Source organism: Nocardia carnea NBRC 14403 (genome assembly GCF_000308515.1).
In the GTDB taxonomy this organism is placed as follows: domain Bacteria; phylum Actinomycetota; class Actinomycetes; order Mycobacteriales; family Mycobacteriaceae; genus Nocardia; species Nocardia carnea.
The window spans coordinates 40,535-57,119 of record NZ_BAFV01000125.1 but is presented as its reverse complement, the minus strand read 5'-3'; the positions used below and the strand labels follow the sequence as shown (position 1 = coordinate 57,119).

Annotated in this window: 17 protein-coding genes; 5 read left to right on the top strand and 12 right to left on the bottom strand. The window is 65.9% G+C overall.

What is annotated here, in order from left to right:
* Positions 1 to 132: 132 nt before the first annotated feature.
* Positions 133 to 552, bottom strand: a complete 420-nt coding sequence (locus ON22_RS33110; RefSeq protein WP_033241958.1) for an SRPBCC family protein — start codon at positions 550 to 552, stop codon at positions 133 to 135.
* 13 nt (positions 553 to 565) lie between these two features.
* A complete protein-coding gene (locus tag ON22_RS33105; RefSeq protein ID WP_033241957.1) occupies positions 566 to 922 on the bottom strand; it encodes a VOC family protein in 357 nt (118 codons plus the stop codon).
* A 122-nt stretch (positions 923 to 1,044) separates the two neighbouring features.
* Between ON22_RS33105 and ON22_RS38295 the strand changes: the two genes are divergently transcribed.
* Positions 1,045 to 1,842, top strand: coding sequence for a helix-turn-helix domain-containing protein (locus ON22_RS38295; RefSeq protein WP_033241956.1), 798 nt, complete (start codon positions 1,045 to 1,047; stop codon positions 1,840 to 1,842).
* A 686-nt stretch (positions 1,843 to 2,528) separates the two neighbouring features.
* On the opposite strand, the gene ON22_RS33095 is transcribed toward ON22_RS38295, so the two are convergent.
* Genes ON22_RS33095 through ON22_RS33075 form a run of 5 tightly spaced genes read right to left on the bottom strand, consistent with a single transcriptional unit; the run spans position 2,529 to position 6,919 of the window.
* Positions 2,529 to 3,521: an amidohydrolase family protein gene (locus ON22_RS33095; protein ID WP_033241955.1), complete on the bottom strand. Its 993-nt coding sequence runs from the start codon at positions 3,519 to 3,521 to the stop codon at positions 2,529 to 2,531.
* Between the two features lies 1 nt (position 3,522).
* Positions 3,523 to 4,044 carry a 3-hydroxyanthranilate 3,4-dioxygenase gene (locus ON22_RS33090; RefSeq protein ID WP_033241954.1) on the bottom strand — a complete coding sequence of 174 codons (522 nt, stop codon included), beginning with the start codon at positions 4,042 to 4,044 and terminating at the stop codon, positions 3,523 to 3,525.
* Positions 4,045 to 4,101: 57 nt separating this feature from the next.
* On the bottom strand, positions 4,102 to 4,602 hold the full coding sequence (locus ON22_RS33085; protein ID WP_081596017.1) for a RidA family protein: 501 nt from the start codon (positions 4,600 to 4,602) through the stop codon (positions 4,102 to 4,104).
* Positions 4,599 to 5,405: a 2-keto-4-pentenoate hydratase gene (locus ON22_RS33080; protein ID WP_033241953.1), complete on the bottom strand. Its 807-nt coding sequence runs from the start codon at positions 5,403 to 5,405 to the stop codon at positions 4,599 to 4,601. Before ON22_RS33080 ends, ON22_RS33085 begins: the two co-directional genes overlap by 4 nt.
* Before the next feature lie 38 nt (positions 5,406 to 5,443).
* Positions 5,444 to 6,919, bottom strand: coding sequence for a 2-hydroxymuconic semialdehyde dehydrogenase (locus ON22_RS33075; RefSeq protein ID WP_033241952.1), 1,476 nt, complete (start codon positions 6,917 to 6,919; stop codon positions 5,444 to 5,446).
* A 188-nt stretch (positions 6,920 to 7,107) separates the two neighbouring features.
* On the opposite strand from ON22_RS33075, the gene ON22_RS33070 reads away from it, so the two are divergent.
* Entirely contained in the window at positions 7,108 to 7,980 is an 873-nt protein-coding gene (locus tag ON22_RS33070; RefSeq protein WP_033241951.1) for an alpha/beta hydrolase, read from the top strand.
* A gap of 56 nt (positions 7,981 to 8,036) precedes the next feature.
* Here the strand turns inward: ON22_RS33070 and ON22_RS33065 are convergent, their stop codons facing one another.
* Positions 8,037 to 9,428, bottom strand: coding sequence for an MFS transporter (locus tag ON22_RS33065; RefSeq protein ID WP_051158395.1), 1,392 nt, complete (start codon positions 9,426 to 9,428; stop codon positions 8,037 to 8,039).
* A 378-nt stretch (positions 9,429 to 9,806) separates the two neighbouring features.
* On the opposite strand from ON22_RS33065, the gene ON22_RS33060 reads away from it, so the two are divergent.
* Together ON22_RS33060 and ON22_RS33055 are read left to right on the top strand one after the other, a co-directional pair.
* Positions 9,807 to 10,730: a LysR substrate-binding domain-containing protein gene (locus ON22_RS33060; protein ID WP_033241950.1), complete on the top strand. Its 924-nt coding sequence runs from the start codon at positions 9,807 to 9,809 to the stop codon at positions 10,728 to 10,730.
* Positions 10,731 to 10,893: 163 nt separating this feature from the next.
* Positions 10,894 to 11,052 (top strand): hypothetical protein, encoded by a 159-nt coding sequence (locus ON22_RS33055; RefSeq protein ID WP_197039612.1) that lies wholly within the window; start codon positions 10,894 to 10,896, stop codon positions 11,050 to 11,052.
* An 83-nt stretch (positions 11,053 to 11,135) separates the two neighbouring features.
* Here the strand turns inward: ON22_RS33055 and ON22_RS33050 are convergent, their stop codons facing one another.
* The 4 genes from ON22_RS33050 to ON22_RS33035 all read right to left on the bottom strand — a co-directional run bounded on the left by ON22_RS33050 (position 11,136) and on the right by ON22_RS33035 (position 15,178).
* Entirely contained in the window at positions 11,136 to 11,432 is a 297-nt protein-coding gene (locus tag ON22_RS33050; RefSeq protein ID WP_156052206.1) for a hypothetical protein, read from the bottom strand.
* A 526-nt stretch (positions 11,433 to 11,958) separates the two neighbouring features.
* Positions 11,959 to 12,831, bottom strand: a complete 873-nt coding sequence (locus tag ON22_RS33045; RefSeq protein ID WP_033241948.1) for a sugar phosphate isomerase/epimerase family protein — start codon at positions 12,829 to 12,831, stop codon at positions 11,959 to 11,961.
* Positions 12,828 to 14,018 (bottom strand): dihydrodipicolinate synthase family protein, encoded by a 1,191-nt coding sequence (locus ON22_RS33040; RefSeq protein ID WP_033241947.1) that lies wholly within the window; start codon positions 14,016 to 14,018, stop codon positions 12,828 to 12,830. Before ON22_RS33040 ends, ON22_RS33045 begins: the two co-directional genes overlap by 4 nt.
* Entirely contained in the window at positions 14,015 to 15,178 is a 1,164-nt protein-coding gene (locus ON22_RS33035) for a Gfo/Idh/MocA family protein (protein WP_033241946.1), read from the bottom strand. Before ON22_RS33035 ends, ON22_RS33040 begins: the two co-directional genes overlap by 4 nt.
* A gap of 174 nt (positions 15,179 to 15,352) precedes the next feature.
* Between ON22_RS33035 and ON22_RS33030 the strand changes: the two genes are divergently transcribed.
* Positions 15,353 to 16,393 (top strand): LacI family DNA-binding transcriptional regulator, encoded by a 1,041-nt coding sequence (locus ON22_RS33030; RefSeq protein WP_033241945.1) that lies wholly within the window; start codon positions 15,353 to 15,355, stop codon positions 16,391 to 16,393.
* Positions 16,394 to 16,585 lie beyond the last annotated feature (192 nt).

Here is a 16,585-nt window from a genome sequence, read left to right as displayed (position 1 = left end):
CCCTCGGGTGCTGCACTGGGTTGTTCGAGCATCTCGGTCCCTTTCGTTGTCGGCCTCAGCGAAGATGGACGCCATAGCGGTGGAAAGCTGACCCGGATTGCCGCCCGCACCTCTCGGCCGGTGGCTACGCCACTATCGCTGGTCTGCGGTTGCTGCCGTCTCCAGTGCCCGTTGTATGACGGTCGATCCCTGGTCGACGGATTCGGCGATCGGTGTGGCGAGGGCCTCGGGCAGGACATCGGTGTGCCAGACGAACAGGGTTTTGCCGTTCTCGGCGGGCAGGGCCTGCATCGAGGCATGGTGATGGGCGGGGTGAAGATGCCCGCCGACCACCGAGTAGGCGACCCGTTTGCTCACCGGGTCGAGATCGATGAGTCGTTCGGCGACGATGGTGCCGTCGGCGAAGGTGACTGTGCGGGTGTCGGCGTCTACGCGGGTATCGGTGACGAAACCCGGGGCGAGGCGCTCGTGCACCGCGCCGAAATCGGCGAGCACATCCCAGACTTGCTCAGGGGTGGCGTCGACGACGAATTCTTTGTGAATGGATGCCATGGGATCCTCCTGATCAGGCAGCGGCGAGGCAGAACAGATGGCCTTCGGGATCGGCGAGAACCGTCCACTGCCCTTGTCCCGGCTGGAACTCGGGAACGGTCGCGCCCAACGTGCGCAGCCGCTCGGTAGCGGTTTCCACATCCGCGACCGTGAAGTCGAGGTGGGCATGCTTGCCGGTATCGGGCCAGCCGGGACCCTGATATCCCTCGACTCGCTGGAACGCGAGCTGGATCGGGCCCTCACCCAAGTAGGCCGAATCGTCGTCCAGATGGGTGATCTTCCAGCCGGTGACCTCGCGGTAGAACTCCGCCATCACCTTCGGTGAGGCACAATCGAGGATGATCGCGACTGGGTTCGCGTGGACGGTCATATTTCGTTTATCTCCCTGACGTAGTCGGTGTTGCCGTCTCAGCATCCGTGCCCGACCCCGCGTAGGTCTTGAAGATTTTTGCGGGCAGTTTCTTGTCGTACCCAGGGCGTACTTTCTCGTGAGTGCTGTCCGCCACGACCCTCGCCACCCGGCCGGAGTTCACCGTCACCACCGTGAACTGCCGCTCCGACCACACCCACTTCTCGGCTCCGGAAGTCCGCGACGACCATCGGCTCGTGCTCGTGCGCCGAGGCCGGTTCCGGCGCCAGGCCGACGGTGCACTCGCCGATCTGGACCGCACTGTCGGCTACCTCGGCGCACCGAGTGAGGAGGAAGGATTCTCGCACCCCGCCGGCGGTGACGTCTGCACCGCGGTGACCATCGAGCCCAGCCTTCTAGAAGGTGAGGTCGGCCCCCGGGCTGTCTACGTCGATGCGCGGATCGAGCTCGCGCACCGCCGCATGCTCACTGCCGCCGCCGGCGGCGATATCGACTACGCGGTGACCGAGGAACTGGTCCGGCTCGTCGCACTCGCCGCCGAACAGCCGACCTCGCCGCCGCGCCCCGCCGACCGAATGCTGGTCACCGCGGCCCGCGACGCGATCATCAACGGGGCACCGGAATCGGGCGGGCTGCGGTCTCTGGCCGTATCGCTGAAGGTTTCGCCGTATCGGCTGAGCCGGGTGTTCTCCCAGCACATGGGAGTGACGCTGACCCGCTACCGCAACCGGATACGGGTCGGGCAGGCGCTCGACCGGATCACCGACGGAGAAACCGGCCTCGCCGACCTCGCCGCACACCTCGGCTTCGCCGACCAGGCACACCTGACCCGCACCGTCTGCGAACACCTGGGCCACACCCCCACTGCCCTGCACCGACTACTGACCCCCCGCCCGCCAACCGCGGCCCCACCGGAGTGACGCTGATCGGGGCGCCCGGCGGCGGGGACGCTGGGCCGCGCTCACCATGTGGTGAGTGGTTCCGCGTCGACAACCAGGAGGGGCATCGGACCGTTGTCACGAGCGCGCAGTGACGTCACTATTCACCGTCACGATCACGGCTGCACTGCCACACACGGTGTCCGATTTCGCCGATGAACGACACCGAAATTCACTGGCACAACCAGCCGGGCCGAGTCCGAGGGGAGTTCACTCGATGTGGGCTCCCCTAAGCCTCACGGACCAGTTCGCTCACGCAAAATTACTGGTTGCTGGCTTGGTGGCAGGTAACTGCGGTGGGTATTCGTGCGTGGAGCGCGGATCAGCAGGCGTTGTCGCCAGTGCCGGCCAAGCTTCGCGCATTGCCTTGGCCACGCGATGCAGGTTCTCCCGATATGCGTTCAATCTCCTTTTGCGGCAGCGGGTAGTGGTGCCGGCTCCCTTCGAGCCGGCGGGGCAGCTCTTGCACGGATTCTCCAGAACGTCGGCTGGCCCGGGGCATATGCGTCGAGCGCATATACCTGCTGTGGGTACGGATCAGGTTGTTCGACGCGGCGCTCGACTCGGGTGCGCGCACGACAGAGATCGGAGTCGAGGATGACGGTGGCGGAAATCCCGCAGGGGCCATGCGTAAAAGGGCACTCTCGAGCGGCGTCGCGAGTGCTGGATCAGAGTCCCAGGAATCTTTCCGCGTTGCGGTGGGTGATCAGGTCGCGAGTTGTGTCGCCCAGGAATTCGCTCTTGCGCACCACCTCACCGACGGGCCGCTCACCCAGTGGGTACGGGTAGTCGCTGCCGACCATGACCCGTTCGGCGCCGACGGTGTCGACCAGCACCCGCAGGGCGCGCTCGTCGAACACCACCGAGTCCACGTAGAAGCGACCGATGTAGTGAGACGGCGGAAACTCCGAGGTTCCGATGATGTCGTTGCGGCCGTGCCAGGCGTTCTCCGTGCGACCGAGCCAGAACGCGAACGAGCCGCCGCCATGGGCGAAGGCGATCTTCAGGCGTTCGTCGACGCGGTCGAACACGCCGCCGAGGATCAACGCCAGAATCGACAGGTGGGTCTCCGCCGGCATCGAGGTGAGCCAGCGCGACATCCACCGTTCCAGGCGCGGGGAGCTGGGCATGTCCCACGGGTGCACGAAGACGGGGACATCGCGGTCTGCGCAGTGCTGCAGGAACGTAACGATGCCCTCGTCGTCCAGGTCCCGGTCACCCACGTGGTTTCCGATCTCCACGCCGCGATGCCCGTTCTCCAGGCAGCGGTCGAGTTCCGCGCACGCCAGGTCGGTGTCCTGCAATGGAACCTGGCAGAACGGGATCATCCGGTCGCCCGCGGGCGCGGTGATTTCGAGGGCGAGATCGTTGAGGATGCGGGCGATCTTCGCAGCCTGTTCGCCGGTGCGCCCGTAATTGAAGAACGCCGGCGTCGGCGAGACGACCTGAGTACGCACCCCGTCCGTGTCCATATCGCGTAGGCGCACCGCCGCATCCCAGCAGTCCGACTGGATCCGCCGGAACTCCCTGGTGCCCATCATGATCATGGCGTCGTGCTCGGATTCGATCCGCAGCCACGGTGCGTCGGCGCCGGCCTCTGCACTGATATCCGGCCACCCTCGGGGGACATAGTGGGTGTGGACGTCGATGATGTTGTTCACTTCAGCCTTTCCCGGGGTGGATGGCACCGCAGCTCGGGCATTTGTGCGCCGCCTCGTCCGCGTAGAACTGCGTGAAGACGGGCGGAAGGTCGTCGACGATGCTGCGCACCTGCAGCTCGATCTCGTAGACCAGTGCGTCACACTCGGGGCAGTACCACTGGAACTTCTCGAGGGTGCCCTCCTGACGGACCCGTTCGATCACGAGGCCGATCGAATCCGGGTCGGGGCGCTGCGGCGAATGCGGCACATTGCCGGGCAACAACCAGGATTCCCCCTCGCGGATGTCGATCCTGCGCGGTCCCTCGTCCGTCATGATGTTGACGTGGATATCTCCCTTGATCTGGAAGAACCACTCCTCGTACGGTTCTCGGTGGTAGTCGGTGCGCTGGTTCGGCCCTCCGACGATCTGGACGATGAAGTCCTCGCCCAGCGCCATGGTCCTGTTGTTGACCGGTGGTTGCAGCAGGTGCTCGTGCTCGGCGATCCAACCATGGAAATTGATGACCTCCGGAATACGGGTCATGGCGTCTACTCCAAATCGCTTGTGGGGGTGGTGCGGTGAGTCCGTTCCGAAACCGGCTCAGGTGGCCGTGGGCCGATGCGCGATCGCCTGGATCTCGATCAACAGGTGCGGGTGCGGCAGCTGGTGCACGGCCACGGTTGTCCGGGTAGGCCCGGACTCGTCGAAGTACTCGCTGTACGCCTCGTTGTAACCACCGAAATCGTTCATCGATACCAGGTAGGTCGTGATCTGCGCGACGTCTTCGAGTCCTGCGCCGACCTCGCGGAGAATCCCACGGATATTCTCGATGACAGCGCGGGTCTGTGCGCGGATGTCGAGGTCGGTGGTACCCATCTCGTCGACCTCGACACCGACGAACGTGTTGTCGGGCCGGCGCGAGCTGGTTCCGGAAACGAAGATGAGATCCCCGACGACTTTGACGTGCGGGAATCGTCCGCGGGGCACGGCGTGGCCGGTGAGGACTGCGCTACCGGAATCGGCTCCCTGTCCCGGTCGACCGCCGGCGGATACATCGGCGTTGTTCGTCACGGTACGTTCTCCCTCATCGTTCTGCGTCATCGTCGAACACCGGTCAGGCTCACGGTCCCGATCCCGGCGATCGCGCACTCCGCGGTCGCTTCGGTCAGCGGCATCGCCGCGGTTGCCGCGCCGGCGAGCACCACGTATCCGGCGTGTAGCGGGATCCGCCGGCGGCGGCACATATCGAGCAGCGCGTGGAGTGCTGCTTGCGGGTCGCCGAGGATCGCCGCCGTGGTTCCGGTGGTCTGCTCGTCGCCGACACGCAGTCGCACCGCACGGTCGGCGGCCTCGCGCATCGGGCGCCACGTGCCCACGGCGAAGCCGGCGGCCGAGGTGTTGTCGGCGACGACATCGGCGTAGGTGAATCGGAAGTCGCGGTAGCGCGAGTCGATGATCTCGAGGGCGGGCGCGATCGCGTCGACACAGGCCACGATATCGGTGTCCGGGTCGTCGAGGTCGGCAAAGGTGATGTCGCGACCGATCCGGTAGGCCACCTCGGGTTCCACCTTCGGATGGATGTAGCCCCGCAGATCGGTGTCGCCGCCGTCGGACACCTGCATCGCATCGGTGATCCGCCCGACGATCACGTCGGACACTCCCATCTGCGCCATCTTCGCCTTGCTGGTGAAGCCCAGTTTCACCCCGACGACGGTCTCACCGCGCATGGTCCGCAACCCGACGAGCGCCTCCTGCACCAGGTATGCGATGTCGACATCGAGGTCGATGCCCAGCGATGCGTCTTCTTCGAGGCTGAGGGTGTCGGTCCTCGACCTCTGCGCGTTGTCGAGCCGGCGCGCCAGCGCCTCGATGTCGTCAGGGCTCGCTGTCGTGGAGTTCGTCATTTCTTGCTCCAGGTATTTTCGTGGGTGTTCCGGCGCCGTCACAGCTGTACGCACACGTTGGTCGGCTCGGTGTAGAAGTGCAGCGACGACTCGCCACCTTCGCGTCCGATGCCGGAGAGCCCGACGCCGCCGAACGGGGAGCGCAAGTCGCGGAGGAACCAGGTGTTGACCCACGACATGCCGACGTTCATGGCTTGTGCGACGCGATGCCCGCGTCGCAGGTCGTTCGTCCACACTGCTGCGGCCAGCCCATAGTCGGTGTCGTTGGCGAGCGCAATGGCCTCGGCCTCGGTATCGAACGGGATGAGCGCGGCGACGGGGCCGAAGATCTCCTCGCGCAGCACCCGGTCACGGTTGGTGAGACCCGTCCACAGCGTGGGCTCGATCCACGAGCCGCCGTCGAGATCGGCACCCATCGCCGGGATGCCGCCGCCGGTATGGACCTCGGCGCCCTCCGCCTCGGCGAGCTCCAGATAGGCCTGCACTTTCTGCCGATGCTTCTGGGAGATCAGCGGACCGGTGGTGGTTGCTGTGTCGGTGGGCCGGCCCAGGCGGAGCCGCCCGGCTCGTTCGACGAGGCCCGCCACGATATCGCCGAAGACAGCGCGCTGGACGTAGACCCGCTCGGTGCACAAGCACACCTGCCCGGTGTTGGTGAAGATGGACCGGCTCAGGCCGTCGATCGCCTCGTCCAGGCAGACATCGTCGAAAACGACGGCCGCGTTCTTTCCGCCCAGTTCGAAGGACACCGGCCGCACCCGGGGAGCCACCGTCTTCATCACGTGTGAGCCGGTCGCCGACGACCCGGTGAACGTCACGCCGTCGATGTGCGGGTCCTCGGTGAGGAACGCGCCGGCGGAGCCGGCACCGAACCCGTGTACGACGTTGTAGACGCCGCGCGGGAATCCGACCTCGGCCAGGACCTCCGCGAGCAGGGTCGCTGTGGACGGGGTGTCCTCACTGGGTTTGACGACAACCGCGTTGCCGCATGCCAGGGCCGGTGCGACCTTCCAGGTGAGCAGCAGCAGTGGGAGGTTCCACGGCACGATGACGGCGACGACTCCCAGCGGCTTGCGGACCGCGTAGTTGAGGGCCCGGCGGCCCCCGCCCATTTCGGTGAGAAACGACTCCTGCCCGGCGGCGGAGACGACATCGGCGAAGGTACGGAAATTGGCGGGCGCCCGGGCGATATCGAGTTCGCGCGCCTGGGTGATCGGTTTGCCGGTGTCGGCGATCTCGGCGGCGACGAACTCGTCGAAACGCTCCTCGATGCGGTCCGCCGCGCGCCGCAACAGGTCGGCCCGCTCGCGGACCGGCCGTTCGGCCCAGCCTGCGGCGAGGGCGGCGCGGGCCGCCGCGACAGCGCGGTCCACGAGGCCGCGGTCTGCCTCGTGGACCTGCGCGAAGGTGGCACCGGTGGCGGGATCGACAGCGGCGAACGCCCGGTTCGGATCGGGGTCGACGAACGCACCGTCGACGAAGTTCCGGATCCACTCTTGCGGCTGTGCGGTCATACCTCCACTGTGATCGAGATCGTCATGTCGGGGAAATGCAAATTCGAACGCGACCTATGCCCGAATGGTCATGACGTCGGGGGTATTTCTCGGGACAGCGGCGTGCTGTATACCCGAATACATCCCCCGCATCGTGCTGTGCGATATCCGCCGGCCTATTGCCACCGAACTCCCCGAAGGAACACCACGTGTCCGACCCACGAATCGATGCCGATTACAACGTTCGCAACACCGTCGCCCCCGAGGTCTTCGACAGGGTGATCGCCGACTACCGCGTGCGCTCGGACGAGGCCGTGCGGGGCCTGTCCGGGCACGAGGGCATCACCTACGACGAGGCCGGCGGCCAGCAGTTGGATATTTGGGGGGTAGGCACCGAGCCCCGGCCCGTTTTCCTCGCCGTTCACGGCGGCTACTGGCGGATGCTCTCTCGCCACGACACCGCATTCATGGCACGGGTGCTGGACGACGCGGGCATCGCCACTGTCACCGTCGACTACGGCCTGGCGCCCGCCACACCCCTGGAAGAGATCGTCAGGCAGGTGCGGGCGGCCGTCGCCTGGGTATTCCATCACGGCAGGGGATACGGACTGGACCCGAACCGGATCGTCGTCGGGGGCAGCTCTGCGGGCGGGCACCTGACCGGTACGACGATGATGCCCGGTTGGCAGGCAGAGTTCGGCCTACCGGCCGACGTGGTCCGCGCCGCGATGCCGATCAGCGGCCTGTTCGATCTGCGTCCGCTGGTCGATTTCACCTCCGAGTGGCTGCACCTGGATCTCGGGCGGGCCGCCGCGCTGAGCCCGGCGCTCACCCCGTTGCGTACGGAGGGCGCGGCGGACCCGGTTTCGGTGATCGCTGTCGCCGAGAACGACGGCGCCGGATTCCTCGAACAGAGCCGGCGTTTCCACGAGCTCTGGTCGGCACGGTCGTCGAGCCGACTGCTCACTGTCCCCGGTCGCAACCACTACGACGTCTTTCTCGACCTGGCGGACCCCGATTCGGAACTGACCGGCGCGCTGATCGAACTCATCGCGGCGACCGGTAGCCAGCAGAGCTCATAGGCCGTAAACACCACTGAGCCCGGCCCCCACAGCGGGGGCCGGGCTTCGTCATCGCGTCAGAGCCTCGCTGCGGCAGACGCCTCGCCGAGGGCTGCGGCCGGCTCCGCATCGCCTGGCGTCGGCGACTCGTCGTGCTGTAGTCCACGCGACGAATCGGGCACCACCCGGAACAGCGCGATGGCTCCGCACAGACTGATCGCGCACATGACGGCGAGGTACCACGTGACCCCCGCAGACGAGTCGGTGGCGTCGAGCAGCGCGGTGGCGATCATCGGCGCCAGACCGCCGCCCAGGATGGCGCCGCTCTGCAGAATCAGCGACGACCCCGAATACCGCACCCTGGCGGGGAAGGTGTCGGCGATAATGCTGCCCTGTACACAGTGGGTGATGGGAATGATCAGCCCCATGCCGACGAACGCGATCGCGGATACGGCCGTGTTCGCCGTGTCGAGCATCGGGAAGAATGCCACACACCAGATCAGGATTGCCGCCGAGCCGCCGATGAACATCGTGCGCCGCCCGTATTTGTCGGCCACCATGGTCCACACCGGAATCGACGCGAACCACAGGGCAGCAGCGGCCATCACCCCCAGGATCAGGAACTGCTTGTCGTAGCCGAGTTCTTGCGTTCCGTAGGACAGCGCGAAGACCATGAACACGTAGGCCACCGCGGAGTTGGCGACCACCGCGGCAAGCGTCAGTGCCAGGCGAACGAAACCGACGTCGAGGGCCTCGCGGATCGGCAGTTTCGCGACCGCATGGTTCTGGACGACCCCGGTGAAAGAGGGAGACTCGGTGATGCGCAGACGGATGGCCAGCCCGATGGCGACCAGAACGAAGCTGAGCAGGAACGGGATTCGCCAACCCCAGGCCTGGAACGCACTATCCGGTAGGACATTGCCGACGAGAAGGAAGATGCCGTTGGCGAGCACGAGCCCCGCGGGGGTTCCCATCTGGGGAAACCCCGCATACAGGTTCTTCTTCCCCGCAGGGGCATGCTCCATCGACATCAGCGTCGCGCCGGCTCCCTCACCGCCCAATCCGATGCCCTGGACAACACGCAGGACCACCAGGAGAACAGGCGCCCAGACGCCGATCGCGTCGTAGTTGGGGACGAGACCGATCAGCGTCGATCCGACGCCCATCATCACGAGCGAGACGACCAGCGTCGCCTTGCGCCCGATACGGTCGCCGAAGTGCCCGAATACCAGACCGCCGAGCGGGCGGGCGATGAACCCCACCGCGAACGTGCTGAACGCGGCGAGGGTGCCGGCCGTGGGACTCAGATCGGGGAAGAACTGCTTGTTGAAGATGAGTGCGGCCGCCGTGCCGTACAGGAAGAAGTCGTACCACTCGAGTGTGGTGCCGGCCAGAGTCGCTCTGGCGACGCGGCCGCGCGCAGCGGCCCCGGGGGTGGCACCCCGGTATCGGGTCGTGTGGTCGGTCATGGAAGCCGCCTATCAAGTCTCGGGTCTCCGGTCGGATTCCCGTGAACCGTTCGTCGTCGCGAGAATCCGGCGGATCAGTCGGCCGCTGACACGGCTTCCGTACCTATCGGATCGTGGGCATCGAATTCACTGCTGAACGTTTCACGTGTACGCACTGAGCGTGATCTGGCTCTCCATGCAAGGCAAATGTGAATACTCGCCGTAGCCATGCCTCGATGGCTATACCTCGACGTCGCGCTGCCGCTGCGACCGGAACGACCACTCCCGAACGCGTCGCGCGGCTATACCCTCGAGGCCCGTTCACCGTCGCCTACTATGGTTATCCGTTCATAGCCCGCTCCGCGGAATCGCCATAGGACCGCACCCCGGGAGTCCGATGTGGATCAACCACGATTACTCGATGGTCGCTTGAAGGTCCGGCATCTGGTCCTGATCGAAGCCCTCACCCGGCAAGGCAGTGTTATCGGTGCCGCCGCGGAGCTGCACATCACCCAGCCCGTCGCCACTCGCAGCCTGCGGGATATCGAGACGATTCTCGGCGTCGAGCTCTATGAACGCGGGCCGCGCGGAATCACCCCGACGATCTTCGGTACGGCGTTCACCGAACACGCCCGCGCTGTGCTCGCACAACTGAACCAGGCGAGCCGCCACGTCGTCGAACTCGCCGAGGCCGATCGGGGAACCGTCGTCGTCGGCACTCATCTCGCCGGCTCGAATGTGCTGCTCCCCCAGGCAATCGCCCGGCTGAAGCAGGCGCACCCATTGCTCACCGTCGCGGTCCGCGAGGGCTCGCCGGAATCGCTGCTGGTCGAACTCGAGGCGGGCCGCATCGATGTGATCGTGGGCCGCCTGACCTCGCCGACGACAGCGAGCACGCTCCGCACCCCGCTCTACGAGGAGCAGATCGAGGTATTCGCCGGTGCGCACCACCCGCTCACCGACCGGACCGACCTAGCGCTGCGAGATCTCGAGCAATACCCGTGGATTCTGCCCGGCACAGAGACTGCCCTACGTCGAGAACTCGAGGAAGCGTTCGCCCGCGCCGGGATGGCCTTGCCGGTCGATCGCGTAGAGGCGACCTCGTTCCTCACCGTCCGGCAGCTGCTGCTGGACACCGATATGATCGCCGTGTTGCCGGGCCTCATCGGCCGCAGCGACGCCCGGATCGCCGCACTGCCGGTCGCGCTGGGCCCCATCGGCCACAGCGTCGGGCTCACCCTGGCCGCCGGGCGAACGTTGAGCCCGTCGGCGATGGCCCTCGTGGAGAACCTGCGGTTCATCGCCGGCGAACGCCTCCGCTGATAGACCGGGCGCGTCCTCGTCGAGGCCATCCTCCTACGAACTCGGCACAAACTCCCTGGACATCACCGCTGGGCCGGCGCACGATTCAGCAGCAAATGAGGTCTGGCTGACCGAGATACGCATCGCACGAGACTGGAACGTTGCCGCATCGGGCGTCGGCTACGTGACCCGGTTCGAGATCGATGCCGCCTTCGCGGCCAGGTATCCCGTCCGCCAGGCGGGCGGGCAAACGATCCTCGAACTGTGGGTGCCCGCCGAGGAACTCGAAGAGTTCAACCGCCATATCGTGGGCCGCATCGAAGTGGTGCAGGAATTCCGGTAGATACCAGAGGCCGGGCGCGGGTCGGGTTGGAGGCATCGACGGGCGCGCGTTGGTTCGACGCCCGCCTCGCCCCCGAACCGAGGTTATCCCCCGCTGCTACCTGTCAAAGGGATGCCGGTTACTACCGTTTCCACTGTGACCACTTCGCTGGCCGAGGCCGCCGGGTCGTCTGCGGCGGGCGGCAGGTGGTCGGCGCACCGGCCGATGACGCGTACAGGCCCGCTTCTGTCGTTGTCCAGTGACCGGACTACCACTCCGCCCGGTTCGGCAACCGACTCTTCCACCGGGAAGTTGTGGAACATCGGGCCGATAGTGAAAACCGCGCCGGTGTCGGCGTTCTCCGCCCAGCACACACCGTGATCGTTGGGGTTTTCGATCATCCCGTACACGCTTCCCCCGTTTTCCGCGTGGAACTCCACGATCGGCGGCTATAGCGTGCTGGGGTCGGCACCGGCGGTCGCCGGAAAAACCATGCCGAACACGCCGATGGCAGGGACGACACGTATCAGGACTTTGCGGATGTTTTGTTGATTCACGGCGAAGATGCTAACAACAGGAATTCACGTATCTCCATTTCTGAGAACACATTTCGGACCCCAACGGAGTGGATTTCGCTTCTCACCAGCGGTGGAGGTAAAACTTTGCCGCACCCGATCAGGTCACAGAGCGAGACTGTTTCACATTCACGATATATCCACCTTTCGGAAAACCTCCGGTTCAGGAGAATTGCGGCGCCGCCAATGTTCGAAAATCCCGAAATGGGTCCTATGTCCGGTATATGCGATAATTCGGAATTCAGATGTTCGCCGGGATAAATCCGTACCCGAATACATGACTGCACCGCGCGACAGATCCGAGACCGCGGCAGCCGCGCAGGACATCGTCGGCCCGCGCCCTCCTGGATGTTCAGTCCAGGAGGGCCGGCAAGACCAAATCGCAGTAGCGCTGCTTCATCGTCTCGATCACTTCCCTACTGTCGCCGGCCCAGATATCGGCATTGAAGATTTCGACCTCGACGTCGCCTCGGTAACCGGCGGTGCGAACCCACCCGCCGATAGTCGCGAAATCGATGACGCCGTCGCCCATCATGCCGCGCGACAGCAGCGGATCGGCGGTCATCGGGTTCAGCCAGTCGCATACCTGGTACGAGCTGATCCGTCCGGCGGCGCCGGCCTGTGCGATGGCTTCTTCGAGGGCTGGATCCCACCAGATATGGTAGGTGTCGACCACGACACCTACAGTCTCCGCCGGGTGCGGCTGCGCCATTGTCAGTGCCTGGGCCAGTGTGGAGATCACTGCCCGGTCGGCGCAGAACATGGGGTGCAGCGGTTCGAGGGCGAGGCGGATGCCGCGTTCGGCCGCGTACGGGACCAGGAGTGCGAGCCGCTCGTCCACTCGTGCGCGGGCGGCGGCGAGGTCGCGGTCGGGCATACCGCCCACCACCATCACCAGTTCTCGCGTGCCCAGTGTCGCCGCGTCGTCGATGGCGCGGCGGTTGTCGTCGAGCGCTGCTTGCCCGTCGCCCGGCTCGGTCAGGAAGCCGCCGCGGCACAGGCTCGAGACACGTAACCCTGCATCGGCGACGATCTTCGCCGCGGTGGGGGCGCCGATTTCGTCGACCCGGTCACGCCACAGCCCGATCGCGCCGAGCCCGGCCCGGGCAGCACCGTCTACGGCCTCGGCCAAGGTCCACCGTTTCGTCGTCGCAGTGTTCAGCGACAGCGACCGGAACGGATCGGCCGGATCGAAAGTGTTCCGCTGTGTCGCAACAGAAGTCATGACGTCAGTCCGTTCAGTTCGAGGTAGACCCGCATGCGGTGCGCGGCCAGGTCCGGGTCCGACAAGAGGCCGGCCTTGTCCGCGAGCCGGAAGAGTTCGGCAAGATGTGTCACGGACCGCCCCGTGGACAGCCCGCCCACCATCGAGAAGCCGGGTTGCTTGCCGTTGAGCCAGGACAAGAACGCGATTCCGGTCTTGTAGTAATAGGTCGGTGCGGCGAAGATATGGCGCCCGAGCGCCTGGGTGGCGCCGAGAATATCCGACGCACGCGTCACGTTTCCGTTGTCGAGTTCCTGTAGCGCGGTGGACGCGGCCGGGTAGATCGCGGCGAAGATCCCCAGCAGCGCATCCGAATGCCCTTGCGCGTCACCGATGATCAGCTCCGGATAGTTGAAATCGTCGCCGGTGTACAACCGCACGCCCTCGGGGAGTGCTCGTCGTAGGGCGATCTCGTGTGCCGCGTCGAGCAGTGAAACCTTGACGCCGTCGATCTTCGATCGGTTGTTCTCGATCAGCGCGCGGAAGGTCTCGGTGGCGGTGTCGATATCGGCGCTACCCCAGTATCCGTGCAGCGCGGGATCGAACATGGTGCCGAGCCAGTGCAGGATCACCGGCCGATCCACGCCGGCCAGCAATTTCTCGTAGACGGATACGTAGTCGGCGGCCGACTGGGCAACCTGGACCAGTGCCCGCGATGCCATCAGGATCACCTGGGCTCCGGCGTCGGTGACCACGTCGATCTGCTCGCGATACGCGTCGACGATCGCGGTGAGCCCGGCCGGTCCGGTGGGGAGGTCGGCGAGGTCGAGCTGATCGGTCCCGGCTCCGCAGGCCAGCCTTCCACCCGCCGATGCCGCCTCGGCGCCGGAGCGCCGGATCAGTTCCGCAGTCGCTTGCCAGTCGAGCCCCATCCCGCGCTGTGCGGTGTCCATGGCGTCGGCGACACCGAGCCCGTAGGACCATAGTTCGTGCCGGTAGGCCAGCGTCGCGTCCCAATCGACGGCCGCGGGCGCACCCGGTGTGTTGTCCGCCGTAACGCGCGGAATCACGTGCGCGGCAGCGAAAGCCACGCGCGAGGTGATCGGCTGCGTCGGCCGTGTCCACGCACCCGGGGCACCGAGAACGTACGATTCGAGCCGGCCGTCGAGTGGCAACGCGACCGACACACCTGTGGATGCCGCAGTCACAGCGTGACCTCCGGGATCTCGATCCGGCGGCCTTCGGCGGAACTGCGCAGTCCCAGTTCGGCGAGTTGCACCCCGCGGGCGGCGGAGAGCATTCCGTAGCGGTGTGGCCGTCCGGTCACCACATCGGTGAGGAACTCCTCCCACTGCAACTTGAACCCGTTGTCGAGCTCCGCGTTCGCCGGCACGTCCAACCACTGGTCACGGAACGGCTCGGTCACCGGGAGGTCCGGATTCCAGACCGGTTTCGGCGTGTGTGAGCGATGCTGGGCAACACATTTGCGCAGGCCGGCGACTGCAGAACCGTGTGTTCCGTCGATCTGGAATTCGACGAGCTCGTCGCGGTACACGCGCACCGCCCACGACGAGTTGATCTGGGCGATCGCGCCGTTCTCCATCTCGAAGATCCCATAGGCAGCATCGTCGGCGGTGGCCGGATACGGCTTACCCTGTTCGTCCCATCGGGTGGGGATGTGGGTGGCCGCCCTGGCGGTGACTGCCTCGACCTTGCCCAGCAAACCCTCGAGTACGTAGTTCCAGTGACAGAACATATCGACGACGATGCCGCCGCCGTCTTCGGCGCGGTAGTTCCAGCTGGGCCGCTGGGCGGGCTGGCCGTCGCCTTCGAAGACCCAGTATCCGAATTCGCCGCGTAGCGAGAGGATCCGGCCGAAGAAGCCTTCGTCGACGAGCCGGCGCAACTTCACCAGACCGGGTAGGTAGAGCTTGTCGTGGACGACTCCCGCGGTGACGCCGGCATTCGCGGCGACCCGGGCGAGTTCGACGGCCTCGGTCAAGGTTTCGGCAGTCGGTTTCTCGGTGAAGACGTGCTTACCCGCCTTCACAGCGGCAGCCAGAGCCTCGGCGCGACGCGAGGTGACCTGCGCGTCGAAGTAGATATCGATCGACGGATCGGCGATCACGGCGGCGGCATCGGTACTCCATTCGGCGATCCCGTGTCGTTCGGCGAGTTCGGCCAGTTTGGCCGTATTGCGGCCGACGAGGATCGGCTCCACTCGGATACGGGTACCGTCCGGGAGCAGCAGCCCCCCGCTGTCGCGGATCGGGAGGATGGAGCGCACGAGGTGCTGGCGGTAGCCCATGCGGCCGGTGACGCCGTTCATGGCGATGCGGAGCGTGCGCTGCGGAGTGGAATCGGGCATGGCTGGGTGCCTCTTCTGATGTGCGTGGCTGACGACCGCGGAATAGGTCGTGGACGGTGCGGAGGGAGCCGCAGCTGTCGAGTGGACAAGTCAGCGTCGGAATGCGCTTTCCAAGCTATGCTAGTCGCGAAGTCCGGTCAACCCCACGCGCATGAGAAAACGAGGCACGAAGCCATGGCGGCTGTGAGATTGCAAGATGTCGCGACCCGGGCGGGCGTCTCCCAGGCGACCGCGTCCCGGGTACTCAACGGTTCGGCACGGGTGCCCGGCGAAGGCGTCGCCGACCGGGTTCGCGCCGCCGCCGCAGAATTGGGGTATGTAGCAAACGCCCAGGCTCAAGCCCTTGCGCGCGCCTCGACCGGCCTCATCGGACTCGTCGTGCACGATATCGCCGACCCCTACTTCTCCTCCATCGTGCAGGGCGTGCAAGCGGCGGCGCGCCGGGCCGGCAGACTCGTCCTACTGTCCAGCACGCAACGCGATTTCGACATCGAACGCGAATCCGTGAGCACCTTCATCTCGCATCGCGCCGATGCGATCATCCTGGCGGGCTCGCGCCAGAGCGGCGATCTCGACCGCGATCTCGAGAAGGACTGTGCGCGGTACCTGGACAACAACGGCAAAGTGGTGGTCGTCGGACAGCCACTCCCCTTCGGTGCCGCCGTGGAACCCGAGAATCACGCGGCCTCTGCTCAACTCGCCTACGCCTTGCTGGAGCAGGGCCACCGGGATTTCGCCGTTATCGGCGGCCCGGGCAATATCAGGACCGCTGTCGACCGGCGCAACGGTTTCGTCGAAGCGCTCGCGACACAGGGCGTGACACCGCTGGTGGAGATCGCGGGCGATTTCTCCCGGGACGGCGGTTTCAGCGCTGCTCGCCGCCTGGCCGCAGCGCTGGATCTGCATCCAGGGCAGGTCGGCGGTATCGCGCCCTGCGTCTTCGCGGTCAGCGATGTGATGGCGATCGGCGCGATCGCCGCGTGGCGTGAACTCGGCCTCGCGGTGCCCGATGATGTCTGCGTCGCCGGGTTCGACGATATCCCGACGCTGCGCGACCATGTGCCGGGCCTTTCGACGGTGGCGCTGTCGCTGGTCGACATCGGCGAACGTGCCGTAGCGCTCGCTCTCGACGACTCCGCGACGGCCGCCCATACCCACGAATTCGTGCCCGGTCGCGTGATCCTGCGCAACAGCAGTGTTTTGCGACGACCCTGACCTGCACCGACAGGAAACCCTTGACACTGTGTGGCCGGTCACACTAGCCTCTGTTCCAGCGTCGGAAAGCGCATTCCCGGCGGGTGTAGTGCGAACCCCGCTCCACTACTAGCTCTTAGGACTCCAGATGGCGGTAGTCACGTCCGTCGAGGCCGGTTCCTCCGCACCGAAAGCGACGCAACCCGTTCGCAA